General features: G+C 43.5%; 21 protein-coding genes and 5 pseudogenes. 5 read left to right on the top strand and 21 right to left on the bottom strand.

Annotation, left to right across the window (positions count from 1 at the left end):
- Positions 1-27: 27 nt before the first annotated feature.
- The 8 genes from V7126_RS17725 to V7126_RS17690 are packed head-to-tail and all read right to left on the bottom strand — an operon-like array spanning position 28 to position 5,047.
- Positions 28-783, bottom strand: coding sequence for a class I SAM-dependent DNA methyltransferase (locus tag V7126_RS17725; protein ID WP_046131762.1), 756 nt, complete (start codon positions 781-783; stop codon positions 28-30).
- Complete coding sequence (rsfS, locus tag V7126_RS17720) at positions 783-1,136, bottom strand: ribosome silencing factor (protein WP_335498007.1); 354 nt, start codon at positions 1,134-1,136, stop codon at positions 783-785. Before rsfS ends, V7126_RS17725 begins: the two co-directional genes overlap by 1 nt.
- 13 nt (positions 1,137-1,149) lie before the next feature.
- Complete coding sequence (gene yqeK, locus V7126_RS17715; protein ID WP_175076594.1) at positions 1,150-1,713, bottom strand: bis(5'-nucleosyl)-tetraphosphatase (symmetrical) YqeK; 564 nt, start codon at positions 1,711-1,713, stop codon at positions 1,150-1,152.
- Entirely contained in the window at positions 1,703-2,272 is a 570-nt protein-coding gene (locus V7126_RS17710; protein WP_046131759.1) for a nicotinate-nucleotide adenylyltransferase, read from the bottom strand. The genes yqeK and V7126_RS17710 overlap by 11 nt, the downstream gene beginning before the upstream one ends.
- A gap of 18 nt (positions 2,273-2,290) precedes the next feature.
- On the bottom strand, positions 2,291-2,581 hold the full coding sequence (yhbY, locus tag V7126_RS17705; protein WP_335498003.1) for a ribosome assembly RNA-binding protein YhbY: 291 nt from the start codon (positions 2,579-2,581) through the stop codon (positions 2,291-2,293).
- Positions 2,575-3,408, bottom strand: coding sequence for a shikimate dehydrogenase (gene aroE, locus V7126_RS17700; protein ID WP_335498001.1), 834 nt, complete (start codon positions 3,406-3,408; stop codon positions 2,575-2,577). The genes yhbY and aroE overlap by 7 nt, the downstream gene beginning before the upstream one ends.
- Before the next feature lie 16 nt (positions 3,409-3,424).
- Complete coding sequence (gene yqeH, locus V7126_RS17695; protein ID WP_046131756.1) at positions 3,425-4,525, bottom strand: ribosome biogenesis GTPase YqeH; 1,101 nt, start codon at positions 4,523-4,525, stop codon at positions 3,425-3,427.
- 3 nt (positions 4,526-4,528) lie between these two features.
- Positions 4,529-5,047, bottom strand: a complete 519-nt coding sequence (locus tag V7126_RS17690) for a YqeG family HAD IIIA-type phosphatase (RefSeq protein ID WP_046131755.1) — start codon at positions 5,045-5,047, stop codon at positions 4,529-4,531.
- A 366-nt stretch (positions 5,048-5,413) separates the two neighbouring features.
- On the opposite strand from V7126_RS17690, the gene V7126_RS17685 reads away from it, so the two are divergent.
- The gene (locus V7126_RS17685) at positions 5,414-5,554 is read left to right on the top strand and encodes a sporulation histidine kinase inhibitor Sda (RefSeq protein ID WP_046131754.1); all 141 of its coding nucleotides are present in this window, start codon (positions 5,414-5,416) and stop codon (positions 5,552-5,554) included.
- Between the two features lie 110 nt (positions 5,555-5,664).
- Here the strand turns inward: V7126_RS17685 and V7126_RS17680 are convergent, their stop codons facing one another.
- The 4 genes from V7126_RS17680 to V7126_RS17665 form a co-directional block, all read right to left on the bottom strand.
- Complete coding sequence (locus tag V7126_RS17680) at positions 5,665-5,826, bottom strand: hypothetical protein (RefSeq protein ID WP_164918162.1); 162 nt, start codon at positions 5,824-5,826, stop codon at positions 5,665-5,667.
- Positions 5,827-5,908: 82 nt separating this feature from the next.
- Positions 5,909-6,640, bottom strand: coding sequence for an SGNH/GDSL hydrolase family protein (locus V7126_RS17675; protein WP_335497996.1), 732 nt, complete (start codon positions 6,638-6,640; stop codon positions 5,909-5,911).
- A gap of 126 nt (positions 6,641-6,766) precedes the next feature.
- Positions 6,767-7,534 carry a GNAT family N-acetyltransferase gene (locus tag V7126_RS17670; protein ID WP_175076592.1) on the bottom strand — a complete coding sequence of 256 codons (768 nt, stop codon included), beginning with the start codon at positions 7,532-7,534 and terminating at the stop codon, positions 6,767-6,769.
- 63 nt (positions 7,535-7,597) lie between these two features.
- Positions 7,598-7,966 carry a DUF2294 domain-containing protein gene (locus tag V7126_RS17665; protein ID WP_175076591.1) on the bottom strand — a complete coding sequence of 123 codons (369 nt, stop codon included), beginning with the start codon at positions 7,964-7,966 and terminating at the stop codon, positions 7,598-7,600.
- Between the two features lie 307 nt (positions 7,967-8,273).
- Here V7126_RS17665 and fdhF point away from each other — a divergent pair, with 307 nt between their 5' ends.
- Positions 8,274-11,216, top strand: coding sequence for a formate dehydrogenase subunit alpha (gene fdhF, locus V7126_RS17660; protein ID WP_335497993.1), 2,943 nt, complete (start codon positions 8,274-8,276; stop codon positions 11,214-11,216).
- A gap of 19 nt (positions 11,217-11,235) precedes the next feature.
- Positions 11,236-11,715 (top strand): DUF1641 domain-containing protein, encoded by a 480-nt coding sequence (locus V7126_RS17655; RefSeq protein ID WP_175076589.1) that lies wholly within the window; start codon positions 11,236-11,238, stop codon positions 11,713-11,715.
- Positions 11,716-11,751: 36 nt separating this feature from the next.
- Here the strand turns inward: V7126_RS17655 and V7126_RS17650 are convergent, their stop codons facing one another.
- Positions 11,752-11,910, bottom strand: coding sequence for a hypothetical protein (locus tag V7126_RS17650; protein ID WP_164918163.1), 159 nt, complete (start codon positions 11,908-11,910; stop codon positions 11,752-11,754).
- Positions 11,911-12,186: 276 nt separating this feature from the next.
- Between V7126_RS17650 and sigK the strand changes: the two genes are divergently transcribed.
- Positions 12,187-12,912: an RNA polymerase sporulation sigma factor SigK gene (gene sigK / locus V7126_RS17645; RefSeq protein ID WP_048355457.1), complete on the top strand. Its 726-nt coding sequence runs from the start codon at positions 12,187-12,189 to the stop codon at positions 12,910-12,912.
- A 76-nt stretch (positions 12,913-12,988) separates the two neighbouring features.
- Here sigK and V7126_RS24130 read toward each other — a convergent pair.
- The 3 pseudogenes from V7126_RS24130 to phoB form a co-directional block, all read right to left on the bottom strand.
- Positions 12,989-13,108: pseudogene (locus tag V7126_RS24130) on the bottom strand (oxidoreductase); the annotation flags it as partial.
- Between the two features lie 114 nt (positions 13,109-13,222).
- Positions 13,223-13,929: pseudogene (locus tag V7126_RS17640) on the bottom strand (hypothetical protein).
- A 68-nt stretch (positions 13,930-13,997) separates the two neighbouring features.
- Positions 13,998-15,383 (bottom strand): annotated as a pseudogene (gene phoB / locus V7126_RS17635) (alkaline phosphatase PhoB).
- A 226-nt stretch (positions 15,384-15,609) separates the two neighbouring features.
- Between phoB and V7126_RS17630 the strand changes: the two are divergent.
- Positions 15,610-15,832, top strand: a pseudogene (locus V7126_RS17630) (YetF domain-containing protein).
- A 54-nt stretch (positions 15,833-15,886) separates the two neighbouring features.
- Here V7126_RS17630 and V7126_RS17625 read toward each other — a convergent pair.
- The 5 genes and pseudogenes from V7126_RS17625 to V7126_RS17605 all read right to left on the bottom strand — a co-directional run bounded on the left by V7126_RS17625 (position 15,887) and on the right by V7126_RS17605 (position 21,693).
- A pseudogene (locus V7126_RS17625) lies at positions 15,887-16,680 on the bottom strand (DUF421 domain-containing protein).
- 1,044 nt (positions 16,681-17,724) lie between these two features.
- Complete coding sequence (locus V7126_RS17620) at positions 17,725-18,408, bottom strand: ABC transporter ATP-binding protein (RefSeq protein WP_175076579.1); 684 nt, start codon at positions 18,406-18,408, stop codon at positions 17,725-17,727.
- The gene (locus V7126_RS17615) at positions 18,408-19,502 is read right to left on the bottom strand and encodes an ABC transporter permease (RefSeq protein ID WP_175076580.1); all 1,095 of its coding nucleotides are present in this window, start codon (positions 19,500-19,502) and stop codon (positions 18,408-18,410) included. The genes V7126_RS17620 and V7126_RS17615 overlap by 1 nt, the downstream gene beginning before the upstream one ends.
- A gap of 128 nt (positions 19,503-19,630) precedes the next feature.
- Positions 19,631-21,010, bottom strand: coding sequence for a sensor histidine kinase (locus V7126_RS17610; RefSeq protein ID WP_175076581.1), 1,380 nt, complete (start codon positions 21,008-21,010; stop codon positions 19,631-19,633).
- The gene (locus tag V7126_RS17605) at positions 21,007-21,693 is read right to left on the bottom strand and encodes a response regulator (protein ID WP_175076603.1); all 687 of its coding nucleotides are present in this window, start codon (positions 21,691-21,693) and stop codon (positions 21,007-21,009) included. Before V7126_RS17605 ends, V7126_RS17610 begins: the two co-directional genes overlap by 4 nt.
- Positions 21,694-22,168: the final 475 nt, after the last annotated feature.

The following is a 22,168-nucleotide window of genomic DNA, read 5'->3' as shown; positions in this document are numbered from 1 at the left end:
AATGGCATTTTTAAAACCATCGTCATGTCAAACGATGGTTTTAGCTTTTTTTGCCGTATAAAAATGACGCTCTGTATCCGCATCAGGCTTTCGGTCTGAAAAATCGGCGGTTATCTGCTGTACGGAAAATCCTGCCGTTTTTAACAAGCGGGTGTATTCTTCGGTTTCAAATGTCCGCTGTTCATGGGTTTCATCAAAACGGTCATACACGCCCCCATTTTCCACGAAAAATGTCAAATCGTGAATGACCGAATGAACGGCTTCTCCCTCATAGCTTTGCCAGATCACGCTGACATCTTCATCCTGATCTGCGTATGTGCTCCCGGGAAAAACGTCGTCAATTTTGTAGACGGAATGGACGTCAAATAAAAGAAGTCCGTCATCCTTCAATAAAGAAAAAACGTTTTTAAAGGTGTCTAAAACGTCTTTTTCATCTTTTAAGTAATTTAAGGAATCACAGCAAATGACAACCGCGTCAAATTCTTGTTCATGCCCTGATAAATCGCGCATATCCTGCTGAAAAAAACGGATCGGAAGCTGCCGGCCGGCAGCTTTTTGCTGCGCCTGCGCCAGCATGTCCCCGCTGATGTCAACACCTGTGACATCATATCCTTTCTCAGCAAGGCGAACGGAAATTTCCCCGGTGCCGCACGCGAGATCAAGAATCCGAATATGCTCCTTTTTCATCGCCGAAAGCGACTTCTCAATCCATTCGACCCACTGATCATACGGGGCGTGAGCCATCAGTCTGTCATAAACGCCTGAAAATCCTTGATAAATCATTAATTGGCTCCGAATGAGAGATCTTCAAGAGGAGCATCTCCCCATAGTTTTTCAAGGTTGTAATAGCCTCTTTCTTCTTTATGGAAAACGTGGGCAATGACATCTCCCAAATCGATTAAGATCCATCTGGCCTCGTCAAACCCTTCCATTTTCTTTACATCGATTCCATTTTCTTCAGCCCGATCCTTAATTTCCCGGGCAATTGCCTGTACCTGCTTATCTGAGTTCCCGTGGCAGATCAGGAAATAATCGGCCACAAGGGAAATCCCCTGCATATTCATTGCGATAATATCTTCCGCTCGTTTATCGTCGCAGGCTTCAGCGGCAATTTTTAAAATTGAAGCTTGATCCATTCACTAATTCCTCCTATTGTCTTTCTTTTACTAACGCATTATATGTCGCCAGCGTGTCCGGAAAAACGGCTTGGTTTTTCGTCATTAAAAAGGTGATCGTATTTTTCAGCGCCTGGATGAGCGCAAGATCCAAGTTTTCTTCGGCAAGCACGCGAACCTCGTCAACACCCGGAAAGCAGCGGCCCGGTTCAATATAGTCCGCGACATAAATGACTTTTTCCAAAAGCGTCATGCCGGGCCTTCCCGACGTATGGTATCTGATCGCCGACAAAATGTCTTCGTCCGCAATGCCGACCTCCGTTTTGACAAGTACTGCTCCTGCCGGCGCGTGCCAAAGCTCATGATGAAAATCGAGCACATCAAGCGATTTGTTGTCGTTTAAAATGATTTGTTTCATTTCCTCTTTCGGACGAAACTTGGCATAGTCATGAAAAATCGCGGCGGTTTCGGCCTTTTTCACATCTGCGCCAAACCGTTCCGCAAGCATTACCGCCGTTTCCATTACGCCGATCGTATGCGTATACCTCTGCTCTGTCAGCTGTTCTTTTACACAGGCAAGGGCTTGATCACGTTTCATATAAACGATTCTCCTTTACATAGACCTTCACTTCGTCAGGAAGCAAGTAATCAGTCGGCTGACGGTTTTTGATGCGCTCCCTGAGCAAGGAGGATGAAACCTCAAATTCCGGAACATCCACGAAAACGAGCGGATATGGCGTATCAATTTGAAAGCCGGGACGCTTGACTCCGACAAATTGGATCTCTCCCACCAGCTTGTCAATATTCGACCACTTCGGCAAGTACTCCACCATGTCCGCACCGATAATAAAATAAAACTGATGATCCGGATACCGTTCTTTTAAGAGCCGGATCGTATCAAACGTATACGAAGGCCCTTCCCTTTCGAGCTCAATCGTCTCCAATTTAAAACGCTCTTTTCCCGAAATGGCGATCTTCAGCATTTCAACGCGGTGATGGCTTTCTGAAAAAGAGTTTTCCTGTTTATGCGGCGGAATTTGATTGGGCATAAACCAGATTTCGTCGAGATCCATTTTGTAAAGCACTTCATTCGCCATTAACAGATGCCCGTTGTGCGGAGGATCGAACGTCCCTCCGAAAACCCCAATTTTCTTCATGTTTACCACCTTTAAACCTTAAGGAAGCTCGATTTGTTTGTTTTCTTTGGACTCCTTGTACAGCACGATGATATTTCCGATCGTCTGCACGAGTTCGGCGCAGGCGCCGCTTGCCAAAGCCTCCGCCACCTCATTCTTTGGCTGCTCGCAGTTTTGAAGCACGCTTACTTTGATCAGTTCTCTCGCTTCGAGCGCATCACTGATTTGTTTGATCATATTTTCATTGACTCCGCCTTTTCCGACTTGAAAGATCGGTGTCAGATGATTCGCTTCCCGGCGCAAATGGCGTTTTTGTTTTCCAGTTAACATTCTTTTCCTCCTAGTTTTCGTAAAACGATTGATTTCATTTTTTCCATATCAGGCTCGCGGCCTGTCCACAATTCGAAAGAGAGCGCGGCCTGGCCGATGAACATGCCGACGCCGTTCAACGTTTTTAAGGCCTTTGCCTCAGCTTCTTTTAATAAAACGGTCTTCAACGGGTTATAAATAATGTCGCATACAAGGCACGTTTCTTTCGCGCGGGCCAATGAAAGCGGAACATCATCCACGTTCGGGTGCATGCCGACTGAGGTGGTCTGGATCAGCACGTCGTACACAGACAAGTCACCCTCTGCTTCTGATAAGGACATCGCTTTCGTTCCATCATAAAGGCGAACGAAAGCTTCTGCTTTTTCAGGCGTGCGATTCGCCACATCGAGCCGCTTCGGCTTCTCTGCTGCGAGGGTCGTAAAGATCGCTCGGGCCGCTCCCCCTGCTCCGATGATCAAGATCGAAAGCTCGCTGACAGGCTGATCAAGGGATTGCTTCAGCGATTTTAAAAATCCTTCTCCATCCGTATTATATCCGACCAGCTGTTCTTTTTCTCTTCTGACAGTGTTTACCGCCCCGAGCACTTTGGCGCTTTCATCGATGCGGTCAAGATATTTCATGATCTCCACCTTATGGGGAACCGTCACGTTAAATCCTTGAATGCCGAGCGCCCGCATTCCTTTCACCGCATCTTCCAGATCATCGCTTTCAACCCGGAAAGCGTGGTAATACCCGTCTAATGAAAGGTCTTTCAAGGCCGCATTATGGATGTCGGGCGACATGGAATGGGCCACCGGATTTCCAATCAGTCCGTATATCGGTTTCATTGCTCTCTCCCCCAGCTTATATTAAAGATCTTCGCACAAACACGTGAACGCCTTTAGGCGCGTGGGCGACAATCCGTTGATTCGCCCCCTGAACCGTCACCCAGCCCAGACCGGAGAACACCACGTCGGTTTTTGGCTCCTTGATCGTAAAGGTGTGTTTTACAAGCTCAGGAAATGAGTCAAGGTCTTCTTTAGCAGGAGGCGCCAGCATATCACCCGCGTGTTTTTCATAAAGCTGATCCGCATTTTCAAGCTTTGTTCGATGGATGTTTATTTGATTGGGCATATAACATACAAACGAAGACCTGCCGCCCGCTACATAGTCAAACCGGGACAACCCGCCGAAAAACAGCGTCTGCTCTTCGTTCAGCTGAAAAGTGCGCGGCTTTAATTCTTTTTTCGGCGTCAATAGTTTCAGGTCTTGCTTTGCGACATAGTGTGCCATCTGATGGTGGTTGATGATACCCGGTGTATCGTACATCGATGACCCGTCGTCAAGAGGGATTTCAATCGTATCAAGCGTAGTACCCGGATACTGGGACGTCGTAATGATATCCCCTTCTCCTGACACTTCTTTAATGATCCGGTTGATAAACGTTGATTTCCCGACATTCGTACAGCCGACGACATAAACGTCTTTGCCTTGCCTGTAATGCTCGATCGCTTCGATCGCTTCCTTCATTCCATGCCCGCGTCCTGCGCTGACAAGCAATACGTCAACAGGCTGCAAACCGAGCTCTTTCGCTTCGCGCTTCATCCAGTGAACGAGGCGCTCGCGTTTGACCGATTTGGGAAGAATATCCGCCTTGTTTCCGATCAACAGAATCGGGTTGCCTCCGACAAACCGGTTTAACCCGTTAATCCAGCTCCCGTTAAAATCAAAAATATCGACGATTTTCACAATGAGCGAATCGGTTTCCCCGATGCCGTGCAAAATTTTTAGAAAGTCATCATCCGTCAGGGAGACATCCTGGATTTCGTTATAGTTTTTCAGCCTGAAACAGCGCTGGCAGATGACGTCATCCTTTAATAATGAAGCTTCTGGCGCATAGCCTAGTTCATTTTCGTTTTCGGTTTGGATGGTGACTCCGCATCCGATGCAAACTACCTTTTCCATTGATTACTCCTCCCACTGAATATGGCCTTTCCGTTTTAATGAGCTCAGGATTCTGCGTTCTATCTGCCGGTTAAAACGCGTAAAAAAGCCGTCTGAAGCGGCTACAGGAACAACCAAAATCGTGTGAAAGCCGTTGCGGTTGCCTCCGAGCACGTCAGTCATCAGCTGATCTCCTATGACGACAACGTCTTCCTTTTTGAGCCCCATGTTTTTAACGGCTTTTCGAAAAGCTCTGCCCATCGGCTTTTTCGCTTTATAAATAAACGGAATATTGAGCGGTTCAGAAAATAATTTGACGCGCTTTTCATTATTATTTGAAACGATTGTTACTTTAATGCCATTCTCCTTCATTTCCTCAAACCATTCGATCAGACGCGGCGTGGCGCTCGGCCTGTCCCATTCCACTAGGGTATTATCAAGATCTGTAATAATTCCTTTTACATTCCGCTCTTTTAGTTTTTCAGGGGTAATATGAAAAATATTTTTTACAAATTCATCCGGCAAAAAAAACTTTTTTAACACAAGCCGCACCCTTTCCTTTCTATATACTGCTGCTTTCTGAAAGTGTCGAATCAAATCTAAAAGTGTCTTAAAACATCGGCTCCCCGAAAAGTTTTCGACATATAATAGGATTCTTCAACAGGTGTGGATAAAATTACACACAGTATCCACTCTTATTTCATCGACCTTTTATTAAATTATAAACATGATACCCACAAGTTATCCACTTTTTGGTGTGGATAACAGAACGATTGTTCTCGCCAAATATTCATGGTAGATTATAGGTACTTCAACCAAAGATCGCATAACATAACATGATATGCTGACCTCAAACACGTTATTCCAATTATATAAGGAGGTGTCTTCCCCATTAAATGGGTACCGAGTATGAGAAAGCTGTCTGATGAACTTTTAATAGAATCATACATTAAAGCAAATGAGATGAATTTAAACCGCGAATTCATCGAGCTGATTGAAACTGAAATGAAGAGAAGGTCGCTCGGTCATCTGCTTTCTGTCTCCTCGTAGTTAAGCATTCCCGGGCGTTCTTGGGCTTTTTTCACTTAGGTTGCTATTATATCACTTGAATAATATGCTTACTACTGTTTTAACGAAAAAACACCTCTTTAAAAGAGGTGCTACTTGAAGAAGCCGTAAGGACTCAGCCAATAAAAACCGCCGATCACCAAAAGAACCACCAAAAGAACGACTACAAAAGCATAGCCGTATGCGGCACCGGTATATCCGGCGTAGCCCGGAAAAGGAAACGGACCGGCCGGAAACGGGAATCCAGTGGTCATAGGATGTCATCCCTCCCTTAGGACAGTTACAGTAACAGCCTATGTACTAAAAAAGAGAAATGGCTAGGCCTTTGACCGTATATCAGGAAGTTTTTATGACCCGGCTTTTGTCAATGCCTTCAAAAATAATTCTCGCGCCTTTTGGGGTTAAGTGATTTCCCGATGGGTCGATGAACCCCGATTTAATCAAGTTCTCATCAGTGGCTCCGCCCGCCTTGTTCACGATGTTTTTCCAATTGTCAATCAATGGTACATGCAGCTTTCGGGCCGTTTCTCTTGTCACATCATTATAGGAATCATGCCACTTTCTCGCGCCTCCGTATTGATCAAACGAAGCAGCACGATACCTCGCATAATAAAATATGTTGTTTCCGCTGCCTTCAACGAGCGGTAGGCACGTCATTAAAACCGGTTCTATGCCGCTCTGCCTGCTTTTTTTGACAAAATAATAGAGATTTTCTTTAAATCTTTTTTTGGAAACGCGCGGAACTCCCTTACCGAGTATTGCCGCATCATTCGTTCCAAACATAATCAAAAGGTATGACGGCCGCTTGTCGAGTACGTCGCGCTGAAATCGGAGCCTTGCATTTTCCGTTGTTTCTCCGCCGATACCCGCATTTTCTATGTCATATTTTCCGCGCACTGACGTTTGGAGTAAATTGACCCATTTTTCCGCTTTTGGATAATCACGAAACTGCCAATTTGAACCGCGTGTATTGCTGTCTCCAAATGCGACGATTTTTTTGGTGTGCTTTTCCCTGCATCCTGACAGAAGGAGCAAAAAAGCGAGGGCGATCACAAAGCACTTTTTCATCGTTTCCACCTCCAAAAGCCCAATAATACGATCATAAAGGAGAGGCTCTGCAGTTTCAATGGAAAAACTCTCTATTCACCTGCTGCTTTTAACCTGTCCTCTCCGCTTAAAAACATTCGCACGGGCTTACCGGTTTTGGACATACAATGAATAATTTTTCAGCGGCCGAAAACCCAGTTTCTCTGCAAGACGGATCGATGCCGTGTTTTGTTGATCGCAGTCCCAGCGGGGCTTCATCCTGTGTTCTTTACAGTAAGAAATAAACGCCCGGGCGCAAAGGGCTGCATATCCCCGCCCCCTAAAATCCGGATCGGTGGCGATGTCAATCTCGGCAAAGCGGTCGGAACGAAAAATAGAAACGCACTCGCTAACCGTCCGATTGCCGCAGACCGCTTTGAAACCGAAGCCTTTCTTTAAAAAATTGTCTGCTCCTCCCCAATATTCATCAGCATACTGTTCATTGAAAAGGACGCTCTCGTTCAGATCTTCTTCAGAAAACATAACGCATGCCGCGCCGGCGTCTTTCACGGAATGTCCAGGTTCTTTCACAAAGGAAAATACGATCCGCTTCATCTGTTTAATCGTATTATCCAGACCGTCTGTCAAAAATGCGTCCCATTCCGCCGAATCTGAAAATACGGTAAAACGCCTGCCGTTCCTTTGTTCTTTCAGGTAATAATGCCATTCGTCCCGCTTACTTTCAGGCGGGCTGCCGGCAAGATGATAAATTCCCGAAGGTGTTTGAAAAACCGCGCTGCGCGGGGAAACGGAATGATCAGCATACATTTTCCCGTCTATTATTCCGTCTGCGATTGCGTGGGCAAATGTCGGGCTGCTTTCATTCAGCAGCGGTTTTGCCGCCTGCCTCATATCCTCTGCCTTTAGCTGTATCATCTTTTTTCCTCCCTTATGCAACATTTTTGCGCGAATTTCCATCCCCGTAATCCACCGTTCCTTTTATCCGTTGGCCGCCCCGTCGCCTTCATCGATGTTCCGGTCAAAAATAAACACGGAAACGGCGATGTCCTCCTTGATCTTGATGTCTGAAAACAGATGCTCCAGTTTTGCGCCGATCAGCTCTTCCAAGCCTTCCGGCGTCCGGTTTGAATAATGATCCTGAATCAGGCTCGTCCTTGCTGCATGCACCATTTCTTTGCCTTCAGGCGTACTTGCGATAAATTGCTCGCTTGCGGTCAAATTGCCGTAAAGCGTCGAAACCGCCATATTGTCGACGAATACAGTATGAATCCGTTCAGGCCCCTTTCCAAACAGCTCTTTCCTCAGCTTTCGGATGATATCATTAAACTGATGGATTTTTTTAGACATTGTCAGACCCCTTCCCCTTTAAACCATACAAAATATCGTGATGTTACCTTAGACATTTAACTTGGTTAAAATTTTCCTGCTCTATTGAATTATAATAAATATCATTTTATAATAAAAGTTATGTTGATGGATTTATAATAGGAGACGTGTTATAAATCTATCTGTTTCTTACATATTGGGATTGGTCTGTTAGTAAGGATTGCTAGTAAACTACTCCGCCATGTATGTTTATGCCGCTTGCCAGGACGGGAACCGGTATATGTGTACATGGCTTTTTTGATTTCTTGACAACGATGGAGGGACAAAAATGATGGATGGAAAGCCGATCAGAATCATAATAGACGGCACAGAATACGAAGGACAGGAAGGTGCCACGGTTTTAGACATTTTGAATGAACACGGGATCGAGCATCCGCAAATTTGCCACGTACCAGAGGTAGATCCCATTCAAACTTGTGACACTTGCCTCATCGAAGCGGACGGAAAATTGAAGCGGGCCTGTTCGCTCAAAGCGGAAAACGGTATGTCAGTCAGCCTTTCGACTGAGCGGGTGAAAAAAGCGCAGAAGGAAGCGATGGATCGTATCCTCGCAAACCATCTGCTTTACTGTACGGTTTGCGATAATAATAACGGCAACTGCAAGCTGCATAATACGGCGGAAATGATGGGCATCGAAGAGCAGACATACCCTTATGCGCCGAAGGAGGATCCGGCGACTGCCGTCGATATGTCGCATCCTTTTTACCGCTATGATCCGAATCAGTGCATCGCGTGCGGACAGTGTGTGGAAGTGTGCCAAAATCTCCAGGTCAATGAAACGCTGTCCATCGATTGGGAGCGGGAACGCCCGCGGGTCATTTGGGATGAAGGCGTTTCGATCAACGATTCTTCATGTGTGAGCTGCGGTCAATGCGTCACCGTTTGCCCGTGCAATGCGCTGATGGAAAAATCGATGCTCGGAGAAGCCGGATTTATGACAGGTATCAAACAGGATGTCATGGAGCCGATGATCGACCTCGTAAAAAACGTAGAGCCGGGTTACAGCAGCATTTTCGCCATTTCCGAAGTAGAAGCGGCGATGCGGGAAACACGGACTAAAAAGACAAAAACCGTCTGTACGTTTTGCGGTGTCGGCTGCTCTTTTGAGGTTTGGACGAAAGGCCGGAAAATATTGAAGGTCCAGCCGGTCTCAGACGCTCCCGTCAATGCTATTTCCACCTGCGTAAAAGGCAAATTCGGCTGGGATTTCGTCAATTCCAAAGAGCGGCTTACAAAACCTTTAATCCGCAAAAACGGTGCATTCGTCGAATCCACCTGGGAGGAAGCGCTTGATCTCGTTGCCAGCCGCTTAGGCTCTCTCCGCCGGCAATACGGGAAAGGGGCTGTCGGCTTTATTTCTTCTTCCAAAATTACGAACGAAGAAAACTACCTGATGCAAAAGCTGGCGCGGCAAGTCTTTGAAACGAATAACGTTGACAACTGCTCCCGCTACTGCCAATCGCCGGCAACGGACGGTCTCTTCCGCACGGTCGGAATGGGCGGTGATGCAGGTACGATCAAAGATATCGCAAAAGCCGGCCTCGTCATCATCGTCGGCGCAAACCCGGCCGAAGGCCACCCGGTACTCGCAACCCGCATCAAGCGGGCCCATAAGCTTCACGGTCAAAAGCTGATCGTCGCCGACCTTCGCAAAAACGAAATGGCCGAACGTTCAGACCTGTTCATCAGACCGCGCCAGGGAACGGATCAAGTATGGCTGATGGCCGTTACAAAATATATGATCGACCAGGGTTGGCATGATCAGGCGTTCATTGAAGAAAACGTGAATTTCTTCGAGGATTATAAAAAATCCCTTGAAACATATACCCTTGAATATGCAGAAAGCATCACAGGCATTCAACAACAGACGCTGATCGAAATTGCAGAAATGATCCGGGACGCTGACGGCACCTGCATCTTGTGGGGAATGGGCGTGACCCAAAATACCGGAGGCTCTGATACGTCGGCGGCGATTTCGAATCTCTTGCTTGCGACCGGAAACTACCGCCGGCCCGGTGCCGGTGCCTATCCGCTGCGCGGGCACAACAATGTTCAGGGCGCCTGTGACATGGGGACGCTGCCGGGCTGGCTTCCGGGATACCAGCATATTTCCGATGACAAAGCACGAAACAAATTCGAAGAGGCTTACGGCGTAACAATTGACAGTACGCCTGGCCTTGATAATATCGAAATGCTTCATTCGATCGAAAAAGGCGACATGAAAGCAATGTATATCGTCGGCGAAGATATGGCCCTTGTCGATTCTAACGCCAACCGCGTCCACGACATTTTGTCAGGGCTCGATTTTCTCGTCGTTCAAGATATATTCCTTTCGAAAACGGCTCAGTACGCCGATGTTGTATTGCCTGCGGCGCCTTCCCTTGAAAAAGAAGGAACTTTTACAAATACGGAGCGCCGCGTTCAAAGGCTGTATCAGGCGCTCCCTGCACTCGGGGACTCAAAGCCCGACTGGCAGATCATCCAGGCCATCGCAAACCGTCTCGGGGCAGACTGGAATTACAACCATCCGGGAGACATCTTCTCAGAAATGGCAAGCCTCTCCCCCCTATTCGGCAAAGCGGGGTACGAAGCGCTTGAAGGCTGGAACAGTTTTCTCTGGGGCAGCTTAACCGGAGAAAGCACGCCGCTCCTTTATGTAGACGGCTTTAACTTTCCTGACAAAAAAGCGCGCTTTGCGCTGGCCGATTGGACAGAACCGGCCGAATTCCCTGAGGAGTACGACCTTCATATCAACAACGGGCGGATGCTTGAGCATTTCCACGAAGGAAACCTGACTAATAAATCGGCAGGAATTCAAGCGAAAGTGCCGGATGTCTTTGTTGAGATTTCGCCAGAGCTGGCAAAAGAACGGGGAATCTGTGACGGATCTCTCGTAAGGCTCGTATCCCCCTACGGCGCTGTGAAATTGACCGCTCTCATTACCGACCGTGTGCGGGCGAATGAACTGTACCTGCCGATGAACTCGACAAATAAAGAATCGGCGATTAACTTTTTAACCGGCCCGGCAGTCGATGCTCGCACAAACACGCCTGCCTATAAGCAGACGAAAGTGCGGATGGAAGTCCTCGGAGGCTGCGCGGCGCCGCCGCTCCCGAAAACGAACCCGCGCAACAAAAAACGCAACCCGCAGAACGGGGTCGAAGTAGAGCGCAAATGGAAGCGTCCGGGATACGTCCATCTGACAGACTAATGCAAGGAGGAAATCATATATGGCCACTCCTATTACCGCAATTCAAAAGGAGCGCAAAACAGAAGAGCAAATCAAGCTTGAAAAACTGGAAGAGTTAAAATCGCTAGTGGCGGAAAACGAAGACGCCCTCTCGAAAACGATGAAACTCATCGGCGAGCTGAACGGACTCGGCGTCTTTGACGCCGCAGACAGCATGCTGCAGGCAAAAGAAGACATCGCTAAAATCGCGCTCGGCCAGCTGTCCCGCGAACCGGTTGTAAACTTGATCAACACCGCAATGGCGGCCGGCGGAGCCCTGTCAAAAGCCGATCCCGAATTGACGGGAAAGCTTATCGAAAGCCTGGTAGCAGGTATAGAACAAGGACAACACTTTTTAAAGGAAGATCAAAAAGTCAGCATCTTTGCCCTGCTGAAAGCCATCAACGACCCTGACATCAACCGCGCCGTCGGCTTCGGCCTCCAGTTTTTAAAAGGAATGGGCAAAGCGCTCAAGGAATAAACGAAAAAACCGGCTCACAGCATGAGCCGGTTCATTTTATTTTCCGAGTGCTTCTTTAAAAATATGAAAAACCGTCGTGACAAGAACAATGATCATGAAACCGGTCGCAATTGGAGTCGGATGCGTTTCCTGGATTCCTATGGCGATGACGCTCAACACGATCAGTGAAAGAATGAACAGACGTTTGTTTTTCATATGCTGCGCCAGACTGCTGTTCTAACGTTTACCCCTTTTAAGTCCGGCACTCTCACCCCCTGCTTTTATTATCGCGTCCATGTTAACTTTTGTAAATGGACCAAATACTGGAAGTGCTCTCATAATATGAAGTTTCCCCCATAATCTCTTCGGGCGGCGTGATCGGCAAGACGCCGGAGAACTTCGTAATTTTATCGTACAGACACAGACATCCCTGCTCCCACATACATTTACATATAGGCTTCTGCCTACATACATTTTGTGGAGGTGCCGATAATGACAGGTGTTTTTGCAGCGCTCGGGTATGTCATCAAGGAACTTGTGTTTTTAGTATCATATGTGAAAAACAATGCCTTTCCACAACCGCTCTCAAGCAATGAAGAAAAAAAATACTTGGAATTAATGGCCCAGGGAGACGAACACGCAAGAAACATGCTGATTGAGCACAACCTTCGCCTGGTCGCCCACATCGTCAAAAAATTCGAAAACACAGGCGAGGATTCGGAAGATTTGATTTCCATAGGAACCATCGGGCTGATTAAAGCGATCGAGAGCTACTCTGCGGGCAAAGGAACAAAGCTCGCCACATATGCGGCGCGCTGTATAGAAAACGAAATCCTCATGCATCTTCGCGCCCTGAAGAAAACGAAAAAAGACGTCTCCCTCCATGACCCGATCGGACAGGACAAAGAAGGGAACGAAATCAGCCTCATCGATGTCCTCAAATCGGAAAACGAAGACGTCATCGACACCATCCAGCTCAACATGGAGCTTGAAAAAGTGAAAAAATACATCGACATCCTTGACGGCAGAGAAAAAGAAGTCATCGTCGGCCGCTTCGGCCTTGATTTGAAGAAAGAGAAGACGCAGCGCGAAATCGCGAAGGAGCTTGGGATTTCGCGGAGCTATGTGTCGCGGATTGAAAAGCGCGCGCTGATGAAGATGTTTCATGAGTTTTATCGGGCGGAGAAGGAGAAAAGGAAAAAAGCAAAGGGGAAGTAAAATCAATGAAGAGGCTCGGGATTATAAACCTGGCCTCTTTTTATGGCTAATCTTTGGCCTGAAAAATACCAGCTGTCTTCCTTACATCTTCTGCTAAACGCTCTTCTTCTCTCCGTATAGCCAAAATAACTCCAGCTCCTTCCCGGGCGGCAAAATAAGCAATCCGTTCACCAAGCCCTCCCGGAAGCCCCTTAATCGAGGCAAATTTATAATACGACCTATTTTGTCAACGGTCCTGAGTAAGTTTACTCAGCCGGTTTCCCACCCAGCCTCCAAAAAAACCTCCCGTTACATACACGGGAGGCCATCATTAAAACTCAATTTTAATTTTTTGAGAACCACTGATTTTCTTGTGGTTTTTATCAAAAACGTCGCTCGTGGTGATCTCGATCCACTTAATATCCTTTGTTTTCTTGCTGTCTTCTGCTTCCTTGTTATGCGCATGTCCGCTTGCTGCGTTAACGATAAAACCTAGGTTTCCGGCTTTTGCAGCGCCGCCTTCTATTTCTCCATTTAACTCCTCAAGGTAAATATCCTTTTCCAATCAAAAGTTTCACCTGTGTTTGTTTTCAGTAATGCAATTGGTGCATAATTCACTTTCTCAGAAGACTTGTTTTTGATTTCAACGAAAACTTTAACGACATCAAACTCTTTATCATGTGTCAACACGTGAAAATAATCAATCATGTTGTAATCCGGACGTAAGTAAATCAGCTTCATGTCTCTTACGGTTAATTCAATTGATGATCCTATGTCATATGTTTTGTTGACGTTTTTTATATCTTTTAAAACGGCTTCACCTTTGTCGTCAGCAAATGTTTGATTGACCTTTTGCAATGACCTGTCATCTGTAACTTGTGGATTAAGCTGGTACTCATTTATTTTACTGTCTGCTTGAGCTGAAACGTTCTGCGTTTTGGCTTCTGCTGTTTGGCCGCCTGTATTGTTATTGCTGGCGTTTGATGAGCAGCCGGCAAGCATCATGATTGAGAATAAGATGCAAAGAGCCTTTCTCATCTTAATTGCCTCCATTCAAAATAGAGATCCCGTTACTTCATACAAGCAACGGGACACCTTGTATTCTCTTACTTATCGTTAATCTTAATTTTGTATTGTAAAGCGTCGAAAACATTTTTAGCGATTTCAGTATTATCGATTTGTCCGGCAAATGTCTCGCTTGACGGTCCGTATGCAAATACAGGAACATCTTCACCTGTATGTCCGTCCGTTGTCCAACCGGTGTGAGAGCGTTTGTTGAAAATGTCTTCAATCGCATTGTCGATATCAAGCACTTTCTTCGATTTGGCTGCTTCTTCAACTGATTGAATTTCTGCTGTCGTTAAAGCTAACTTCTTTTGATTAATATATGTTTTTAATGTTTTTTCAACATCCGCACCGCCGGCGATTTTTTCTGCCATATAGTCAGGAGTGCGCTTTGCTGCTTTAATCGGTTCACTGAACTAGTTATAGATGCCGTCTGCACCGATAGAGTATCCGCCGGTTGAGTGGTCAGCCGTTGCGACAACCAATGTATGCTTGTCTTTTTTGGCAAACTTAATAGCTGCCTTATAGGCTTGTTCGAAGTCATCCATTTCACTCATCGCGCCGACAATATCATTGTCATGTCCGGCCCAGTCAATCTGGCTTCCTTCAACCATAAGGAAGAATCCGTCTTTATCTTTGCTTAATTTTTTAATGGCTGTGTTTGTCATATCTTTTAATGAAGGAATATCCTTCGTGCGGTCAATCTTTTTAGGCAGGCCGCCGTCAGCGAATAGGCCGAGAACTTGGCTGTCTTTATTTTTCAGCATGTCCTTGCGGTTATCCACAAAGCTGTATCCCGCTTTTTTGAATTCCTTGATCAAATTGCGATCCTTGCGGTCAAAATTACTTTTTCCTCCGCCTAGAAGGACATCAATTTTGTGCTTACCGTTTACCATTTCATCAAAATAATCATCGGCAATCGAGTTCATATTTTTCCGGCTGTGGTCATATGAACCGAAAGAGGCCGGAGTGGCGTGTGTAATTTCTGAAGTGGCCACAAGTCCTGTTGATTTTCCTTTTTCTTTTGCCGCTTCAAGTACGGTTTTGGCCTCTGAACCGTCGTTATCCACTGCAATCGCATTATTGTATGTTTTAATTCCCGTAGACATGGCTGTTGCCGCAGCTGCAGAATCCGTCACATTTTGCTCAGGGTCATCGGGGTAAGTCGTTTGCTGGCCGACAAGATATTGATCAAAAGCCGTAGGCTCCACAGCCTTTGTCTTTTTATTATCCTTTAAGTAGCGATAACCGGACGTATAAGATACACCCATACCATCACCAATCAGAACGATGACATTTTTAATTTCGTTTTGATTCCCCTTTTTCTTTTCTTGGGCGCTGGCTTGCATACTGCCGCTGGCTAAGCTGCTGAACGCAATAGATGATAAAACCGCGATAGGCAGTAATTTCTTCGGGAATTTTTTCAACTGGATAACCTCCTAAAAATATATGAATCTCAATAACATGCTCATTATATTTTTAAAGTGTTAAGCTAGTATTAATCGATTTTAAAGATTGATTTACAAGATGAGAAGTGCGGATGGTGGTTTGCGAATCTGACCTTTAAACTCCCCCTGAGCAAAACCAGTCTATTCTTTATGACTTTAACGCAGAAAAAATGGATAACATCTAGGTGCTAATGAATATGCAATATTGGAGGCGAACGGGGAAATCAGCATTTTGCCTAAGAAAGAACTGGTTCCAGCCACACGTAAGGATTTGCATATTAAAACCGAATACAGTGGACTACCGATTGCCGTCGTCATCGAAGGAAAGGTAATTACTGGACAAGGACGAAAAGTGGTTAAAAAACGAACTAAAGGCAAAAGGATATCATCGAATTCAAGATATATTTTTACGCTTCTATCAGAGATAATGACCGTTCAATGACCGTCATCACAAAAAATATTGAGGATCAAATCTAACTTATTTATTCATGTAAAATAGGCTCAAGTTTTTGCAGCATATCTTTTAGTTTATTGGCATTTTTGGCATACATATCCTATGCCGATTTTGAGTCAGTGGCGAGAGCAAACAATTCCAGATCAGCCTGGCATTTTTTAATCTTAGCCAACAATAGAGGTTTTTCCTGAGGAGCCGGAACTTTTATTTTGTCGTCATACAGATTCACGGTTAATTGTCCGTCTGAGTCTACTTGTCCGAGAAACACGTTTTCTTTTGCGACGCCTAATTTATCAAGCTCCTCGTGCAGCCAGCGGCGATTTAAACCGGCTATCGACAGCGGTTCGTCTAAAATTTCTCCGTCCATGATCACGACCTGCGGCTCTTTCTCTGACTGGTAAGGCATTTGCAAATCCTTGATTGTAACCGGCCTGTGCTCTTTTTTGAGCAGCACATTCAAATCACCGCTTTGTTCCAGGATAGCAAATTGAACCTCAGAAACATTAAATACATTCTTTTTTCGCAAAAGCTCCAACAGCTCATCGACCGAGTATTTTTCTTTTTTTAAATTATCTTCCATGATTTTTCCGTCTTTAATAAAAACCGTTCCCGTTCCTTCAAGAAAATCGCGCATTTTTTTAATGAGATCAATTCTACAAAGAAAGGAACTGCCGCAAAAATAAAAATAGCAAGTATTCCGTTAAATATGCTTCTCTCAAGTCCCATGACAACCTCAGATGTAATGCCCCCGATAGTGATTCCCGCGATATATTCAAAAAATGAAAGTTCTGCCAGCTGTCTTTTTCCCAGCATTTTCTTCATGACAAACAGAACAATCACACTTTCAGACTTTCAAGCAATTTCATTTAAAGCTGACAACAACAAATACTCGAAGTCTTACACATTCAAAATGAAAGAAAATACTATGAGAAAAATCAGATTAGAATTTGAAATTCCCCATAATCATAGCGAGGTAAGCCTATTGATTATTCCTGAAGCTGAGTTCCAATTAGAAACTAAGAATCTAAGAGGGGAGTTCGGGATATTAGAGAGCTGTTTTAAAACCTCACATGAAGAGAAAGCTTGAGGCACTATGAGAGTAAGCGTAAAGCCATCGTTAAAGAAGGTAAGACGCAAAAGAAGCGTACTGTATGCCTGGACTCCATTTACGATGAGGTTCAGGCATATGTATCTACTTTAGATGTTAACGGATTATGAGCAAAGCCAACGATAGATATATTGCTTGAAATACCAGAAGACTGTAATTTGACTTTTTTAGTGAGTGTGTTAGAGAAAAGTGGGTATACCTTTGAAAAGCAGCTAGGAAAAGCTAGCAACACATTTCGTTTATATATACCCCTTTATATTTTTAAACATAAAAAAGCACTTCCTATAACTAAAATGCCCCTTAATAACTAGTCTTTTTCCACTATCCTAATCCTTTAGTGACTTTAGGCTTGCCCTCTTTGAATCTTATCTTTCCGGTTCTAAAAACACCACTTTTTTTCGTTTATATCCTAGTTCTTGATTTTCATTCTTAGATGCATAGCCGACAACTATTTATCCACGAAACGATCAGAAAGATTTCGTTCTAGATTAATAAGTGTTCCAAGCAGCCGGTTAAATGATTGTTCAGCTATTTTTGAATCAACCTTCATATCTTTCCTTTGATGAGCGTATTCCTCTACGGAATGCAAGAGCTGAAGGATAAGGCCGGGTTTTGCGGCGTTGGGAGGAGACAATGGAGGAGACAATGAAATAGCGAAAAAGACAGGTCTTGCTTCGACTTGTCTTTTTCTTGATATTTTTTATTGCTTGGATATCGGAAGTATTCATCTGTTTTACTGAATAAAGGAGAACAAGTTATTAATTATTGTTTTGTAAGTTACCATCTTTCATATAATAAATTTGATCGCAAAACGATAGAATGCTTTCATCATGGGTGACCATAATAGCAGCTTTATTTTTCTCCTTTACTTCCCTAGCGATCAATTCTACAATTTCTTTGCTTCGTTTTGAGTCAAGGCTTGCGGTTGGTTCATCGGCAAGAATGATTTCCGGTTGATTCATAAATGCGCGTGCAATGGCAACCCTTTGTTTCTCGCCCCCCGAGAGTTGATGTGGATAGTGGCCCTCTCGATTTTCAAGTCCGACAGCATGAATCAAATCATATGCGCGCTTTTTGGATTCCTTATTCCAGGTTCCTGTCAAATCTGCTACCAATTTAAGCTGATCCTTTACATTTACATAAGGAATCAGGTTTGATGATTGAAAGATATATCCTATTGAATGTAAGCGTATATCCGCTTTTTGTTTATCCTTAAAAAGGGCTATATTTTTTCCATTCACCATGAGTTCCCCTTCATCTGGGCTTAAAAGCGCACCGGCAATCGAAAGGAAAGTGCTTTTTCCAGAACCTGATGGCCCCAGGACAGCGACAAGTTCACCTTTTTTTGCCTGAAAAGATAACGAATGTAATATTTCGATTTCCTTATCACCATCCCTAAATGTTTTTCGTACACCTTTTAGTTGTAACGGAAAATTCCCCATTATTCAGTCCTCCCTATAGCCTGTAGTGGATCGGCTTTAACGATATTGACGGCGGATAATAGTGCGCCCAAAATCGAAACGATTAATAAAATCACTGAAAACACAAGAATTAAACTGACATCAAAAACGAAAGGAATTTCTTCAGGCATCAATACTTTTAAAACACCTGTGAACCCTATTGCTCCGCCAATACTAAAAACAGAGAGGATGACAACTTGTAAAAGCGTTGAACCGATTAAAAAAGTATTTTTTGCACCGATTGCTTTTAAGACACCGAATTCGTTAATCTTTTGAATCGTCATAATAAAGAAGAACGCTCCTAACACAAATACTGCAATAATGATCAGAAAGACGAGCATCATAAGGAGGGAACTTTGTTCTGCTTTATAACCGGGAATCCCTTGAACGACCTCATCTTTGGTTACCCAAGTTCCATCTTTCATTATGGATTGTACGTTATTTTGTGTTTCTTGATCTTCATCTTTTAAGACAAATGCATTATAGTAGAACTTTTGACTGGAATTGGTCAGTTTTCCCCAACTTTTTAAATTCATGAACGCAACAGGAGAATGGCTGAAGGTTTGATGTTCGGTAAAGCCAATGATCTCAAATGTCAGCTGTGAACGTTCATCGTATAAGTGGTCGCCAATCCTTACCCCGTCTTGTTTTAGTGAATTATCTACAACAAGGGTTAATGGCTTGGAAGAAGAGCTTAAGCGAGCGCCCTCTTTAATATCAGGCATTAAAAAACCGTTTGGATTAATTCCCATAAAACTAACATCAACTTTTTGGTCTGTCCCTTCTTTTTTTAGTGATGCCATTTGAAGGCCAATAGGTTGTATGGCATTATTTTTTGTTAACTTCTCCATTTGTTGGTCATCAAAACGGGATCTGTCAAGGCGATGGTCAGCGTCCTTGTCTAGATAAAATGCATGAGCATCCATGTTTAGGATGGAAGAGGCATTATCAGCCGATAACCCGTTTGCAAGGCCACTAATGATAAACACTAAGGAGGCAACAAAGAAGTATATAAATCCAATAAGTGAGTATCTAAGCTTAAAAAAGCGGATTTCCTTTAATGAAAGAGAAAACATCTCTTCAACACCTTCCTTTCTTTTCTACAGTCATAATATACGGCATGAATATGAATGGAAGATGAATAAACGGTTACAAAAAAATATGTCAGTCATTTTCTAATGACTGACAATCACGAGTGGCCATGCTACTTGACAGGAAGGACCACAATAAAAACGGTTCCTTCCTTTTCCTTACTGTATACATCGATATGACCTCCATGCATTTTGACAATACTTGAAACAATAGATAAACCTAGTCCTGTCCCCTCAATTGCACGGGTTCTGGAATCATCCGCTCGATAAAAACGATCAAAAATCCTGTCTTTTTCCTTTTCGGATAATCCAATTCCCGTATCCTGGAATATTACTTTAATTGAATGCTTAGCATCTTCAATCGTTATTTCAATGTTACCGTCAGGTTTATTATATTTAATGGCATTCGTTAACAGGTTGTCCCAAACCGTATTCAGCAAAGATGGGTCTCCGAGTATTTCTTTATCGGGCAATGAGTAGCTGATCATGATCCCTTTTTCATTCATTGCCCACTGAAAATGTCGCACCAATTCCTTAATTTGCTGTGAAACATTGAAAGTTTTTTTCTTTAAAATGTCTTTATTTCGATCCAATGAAGCGAGAAGCAGTAATTGTTTCGTTAAATTAGAGATCCTTTTGATTTCACCATTGATAACAGAAACATACTGTTCTCTTTCTTCTCGGCTTATCGATTCCTTTTCTAAAAGATTTGTATATCCTTTTATATTGGACAGTGGCGACTGTATGTCATGAGAAATATTGGAGGTGAATTCCTTTCTCATATCATCCATTTGTGCTAATTTTTCCGCCATTCGCATAAAACTTCTTGACAGTTTACCTAGCTCATCCCTGCGGGCAATATTCAGTTTAACTTTGAAATCCCCATTCGAGAGTGATCTTGTAGCCGTCGTCAGTGTGGAGATGGGCTTTATTAAATATTTTGTGTTAAAAGCAACCAGCACGATGCTCAATAAAATGGTTAACGCAAGCATCCATCCAAATAAAAGATGCATTTCATTAAAAAGGAGCTTGATATCCGGTCTGAGGAAAAGAGCATAGGTTTTCCCGTTGTGCGTTAATGGGACGCCGATTGTATTCTTTAATTCATTTGCAAAAAATCCAGTTACAAATGTTCCTTTTGGAAAGTGAAGCATTCCATGAAAAACGTTTCCGTTTAGTACTTGTTTCTGAGCAGATGTAGGAAGATTTTTCTCCCTGAACGGAGCGCCAAAATATGTTTCATTTCCATCATCATCCACAATATAAATTTGATAGCCGATTACAGAAAGGTTTTCTAAATAATCCTTCAAATCCATATTTGGATGTTTATCAACAAAAGCAGCAATATTAAGAGCAATTTTTGTATTTTTTTGATCGTTATAGGGCTTTAATTTTTGCTGATAATAAGTATTGGATATGAAAAACGCCAGAATTCCGCTCAAAATCATGATACCGATGGTGATCATAACAAATTTGACATAAAGAGATCTCATCCCCGTTTTGCCTCCAATAAATATCCAACTCCTCGCACCGTTCTAATTTGAAAATCATCCGTTAATTTAGAAAAGCGTTCTCTCAATCTTTTGATATGAACATCGACTGTGCGTTCATCTCCTTCATAATCGATACCCCAAATATTTTCGATTAGATAGTCCCGGGAAAATACTTGCATAGGATGAGAAATTAAAAAATACAATAGTTCGAATTCTTTTAAGGGCAATATTATGGTTCGGCCTCCAATTTGAACTTCATAATTTTTTTTACTTATGACTGTACTTCCTATGCGAATAACTGATTCATCCGCGTATATATCATAACGGCGCAGCAATGCTTTGATGCGAAAAAGTAATTCCCTTGGTTCAAAAGGCTTGATCAAATAATCATCGGTTCCTGATTGAAAACCTTGCTCCTTATCCTCGATTTGGTTTTTAGCCGTTAAAAGGATGACCGGAATGTTATACTGCTTGCGAATCTCCTTTGTAAACGCGAAGCCATCCATAAAAGGCATCATCACATCTACAACTGCTAAATGACACTTTTCATTGCGAAGGATTTTCAAAGCTTCGAGACCGTCTTTCGCTTGGAATACGTTAAACCCAGCTTCGGTTAAATGGATGTCTATGATCTTTAAAACATTGATATCATCATCAACAATCAGAATATTTGTCATTTCAATACTCCTACAGATAAAATTCTATAAATAAAACCATTGGTCACCTAAAATCATCAATTCCATAATATAAATGTTTAATCAATGACCATTACTTTCTCTCCAAACTCGTTGGGATATCTTGCTAACCTTTTCTTTTCCCATTTTTTATTCACTCTAGATGATCCTACACTATAGACTTTGTGTTTTTAGTTTTCTTATTGAACTTCTTCGTGATTCTTTCGTTTTTTCAGATTCTACTTTTACATTGTTTATTGTTGCTAACTCTTTCTGAGTTTGTTCCCTAATTCTGGCTTCTCTTTTTTTCTTCGTTCACGTTTTTCTTCAAGCTCTTTTGCTTGATTTTAATTGAGATTATTTCAAATCAATTGATTAAAAATTAAAGCAAAAAGCCCTAAATATAGAGCTCTTTACTATCAGAACCAGCCGGTTACCATATCAACAATGCTGTTCCAAATTCCGGCGAAAAATCCGCCGATGC

Source organism: Bacillus sp. JJ675 (assembly GCF_036963165.1).
GTDB lineage: Bacteria > Bacillota > Bacilli > Bacillales > Bacillaceae > Bacillus > Bacillus glycinifermentans.
This window is presented reverse-complemented; position numbering and strand designations above follow the sequence as displayed.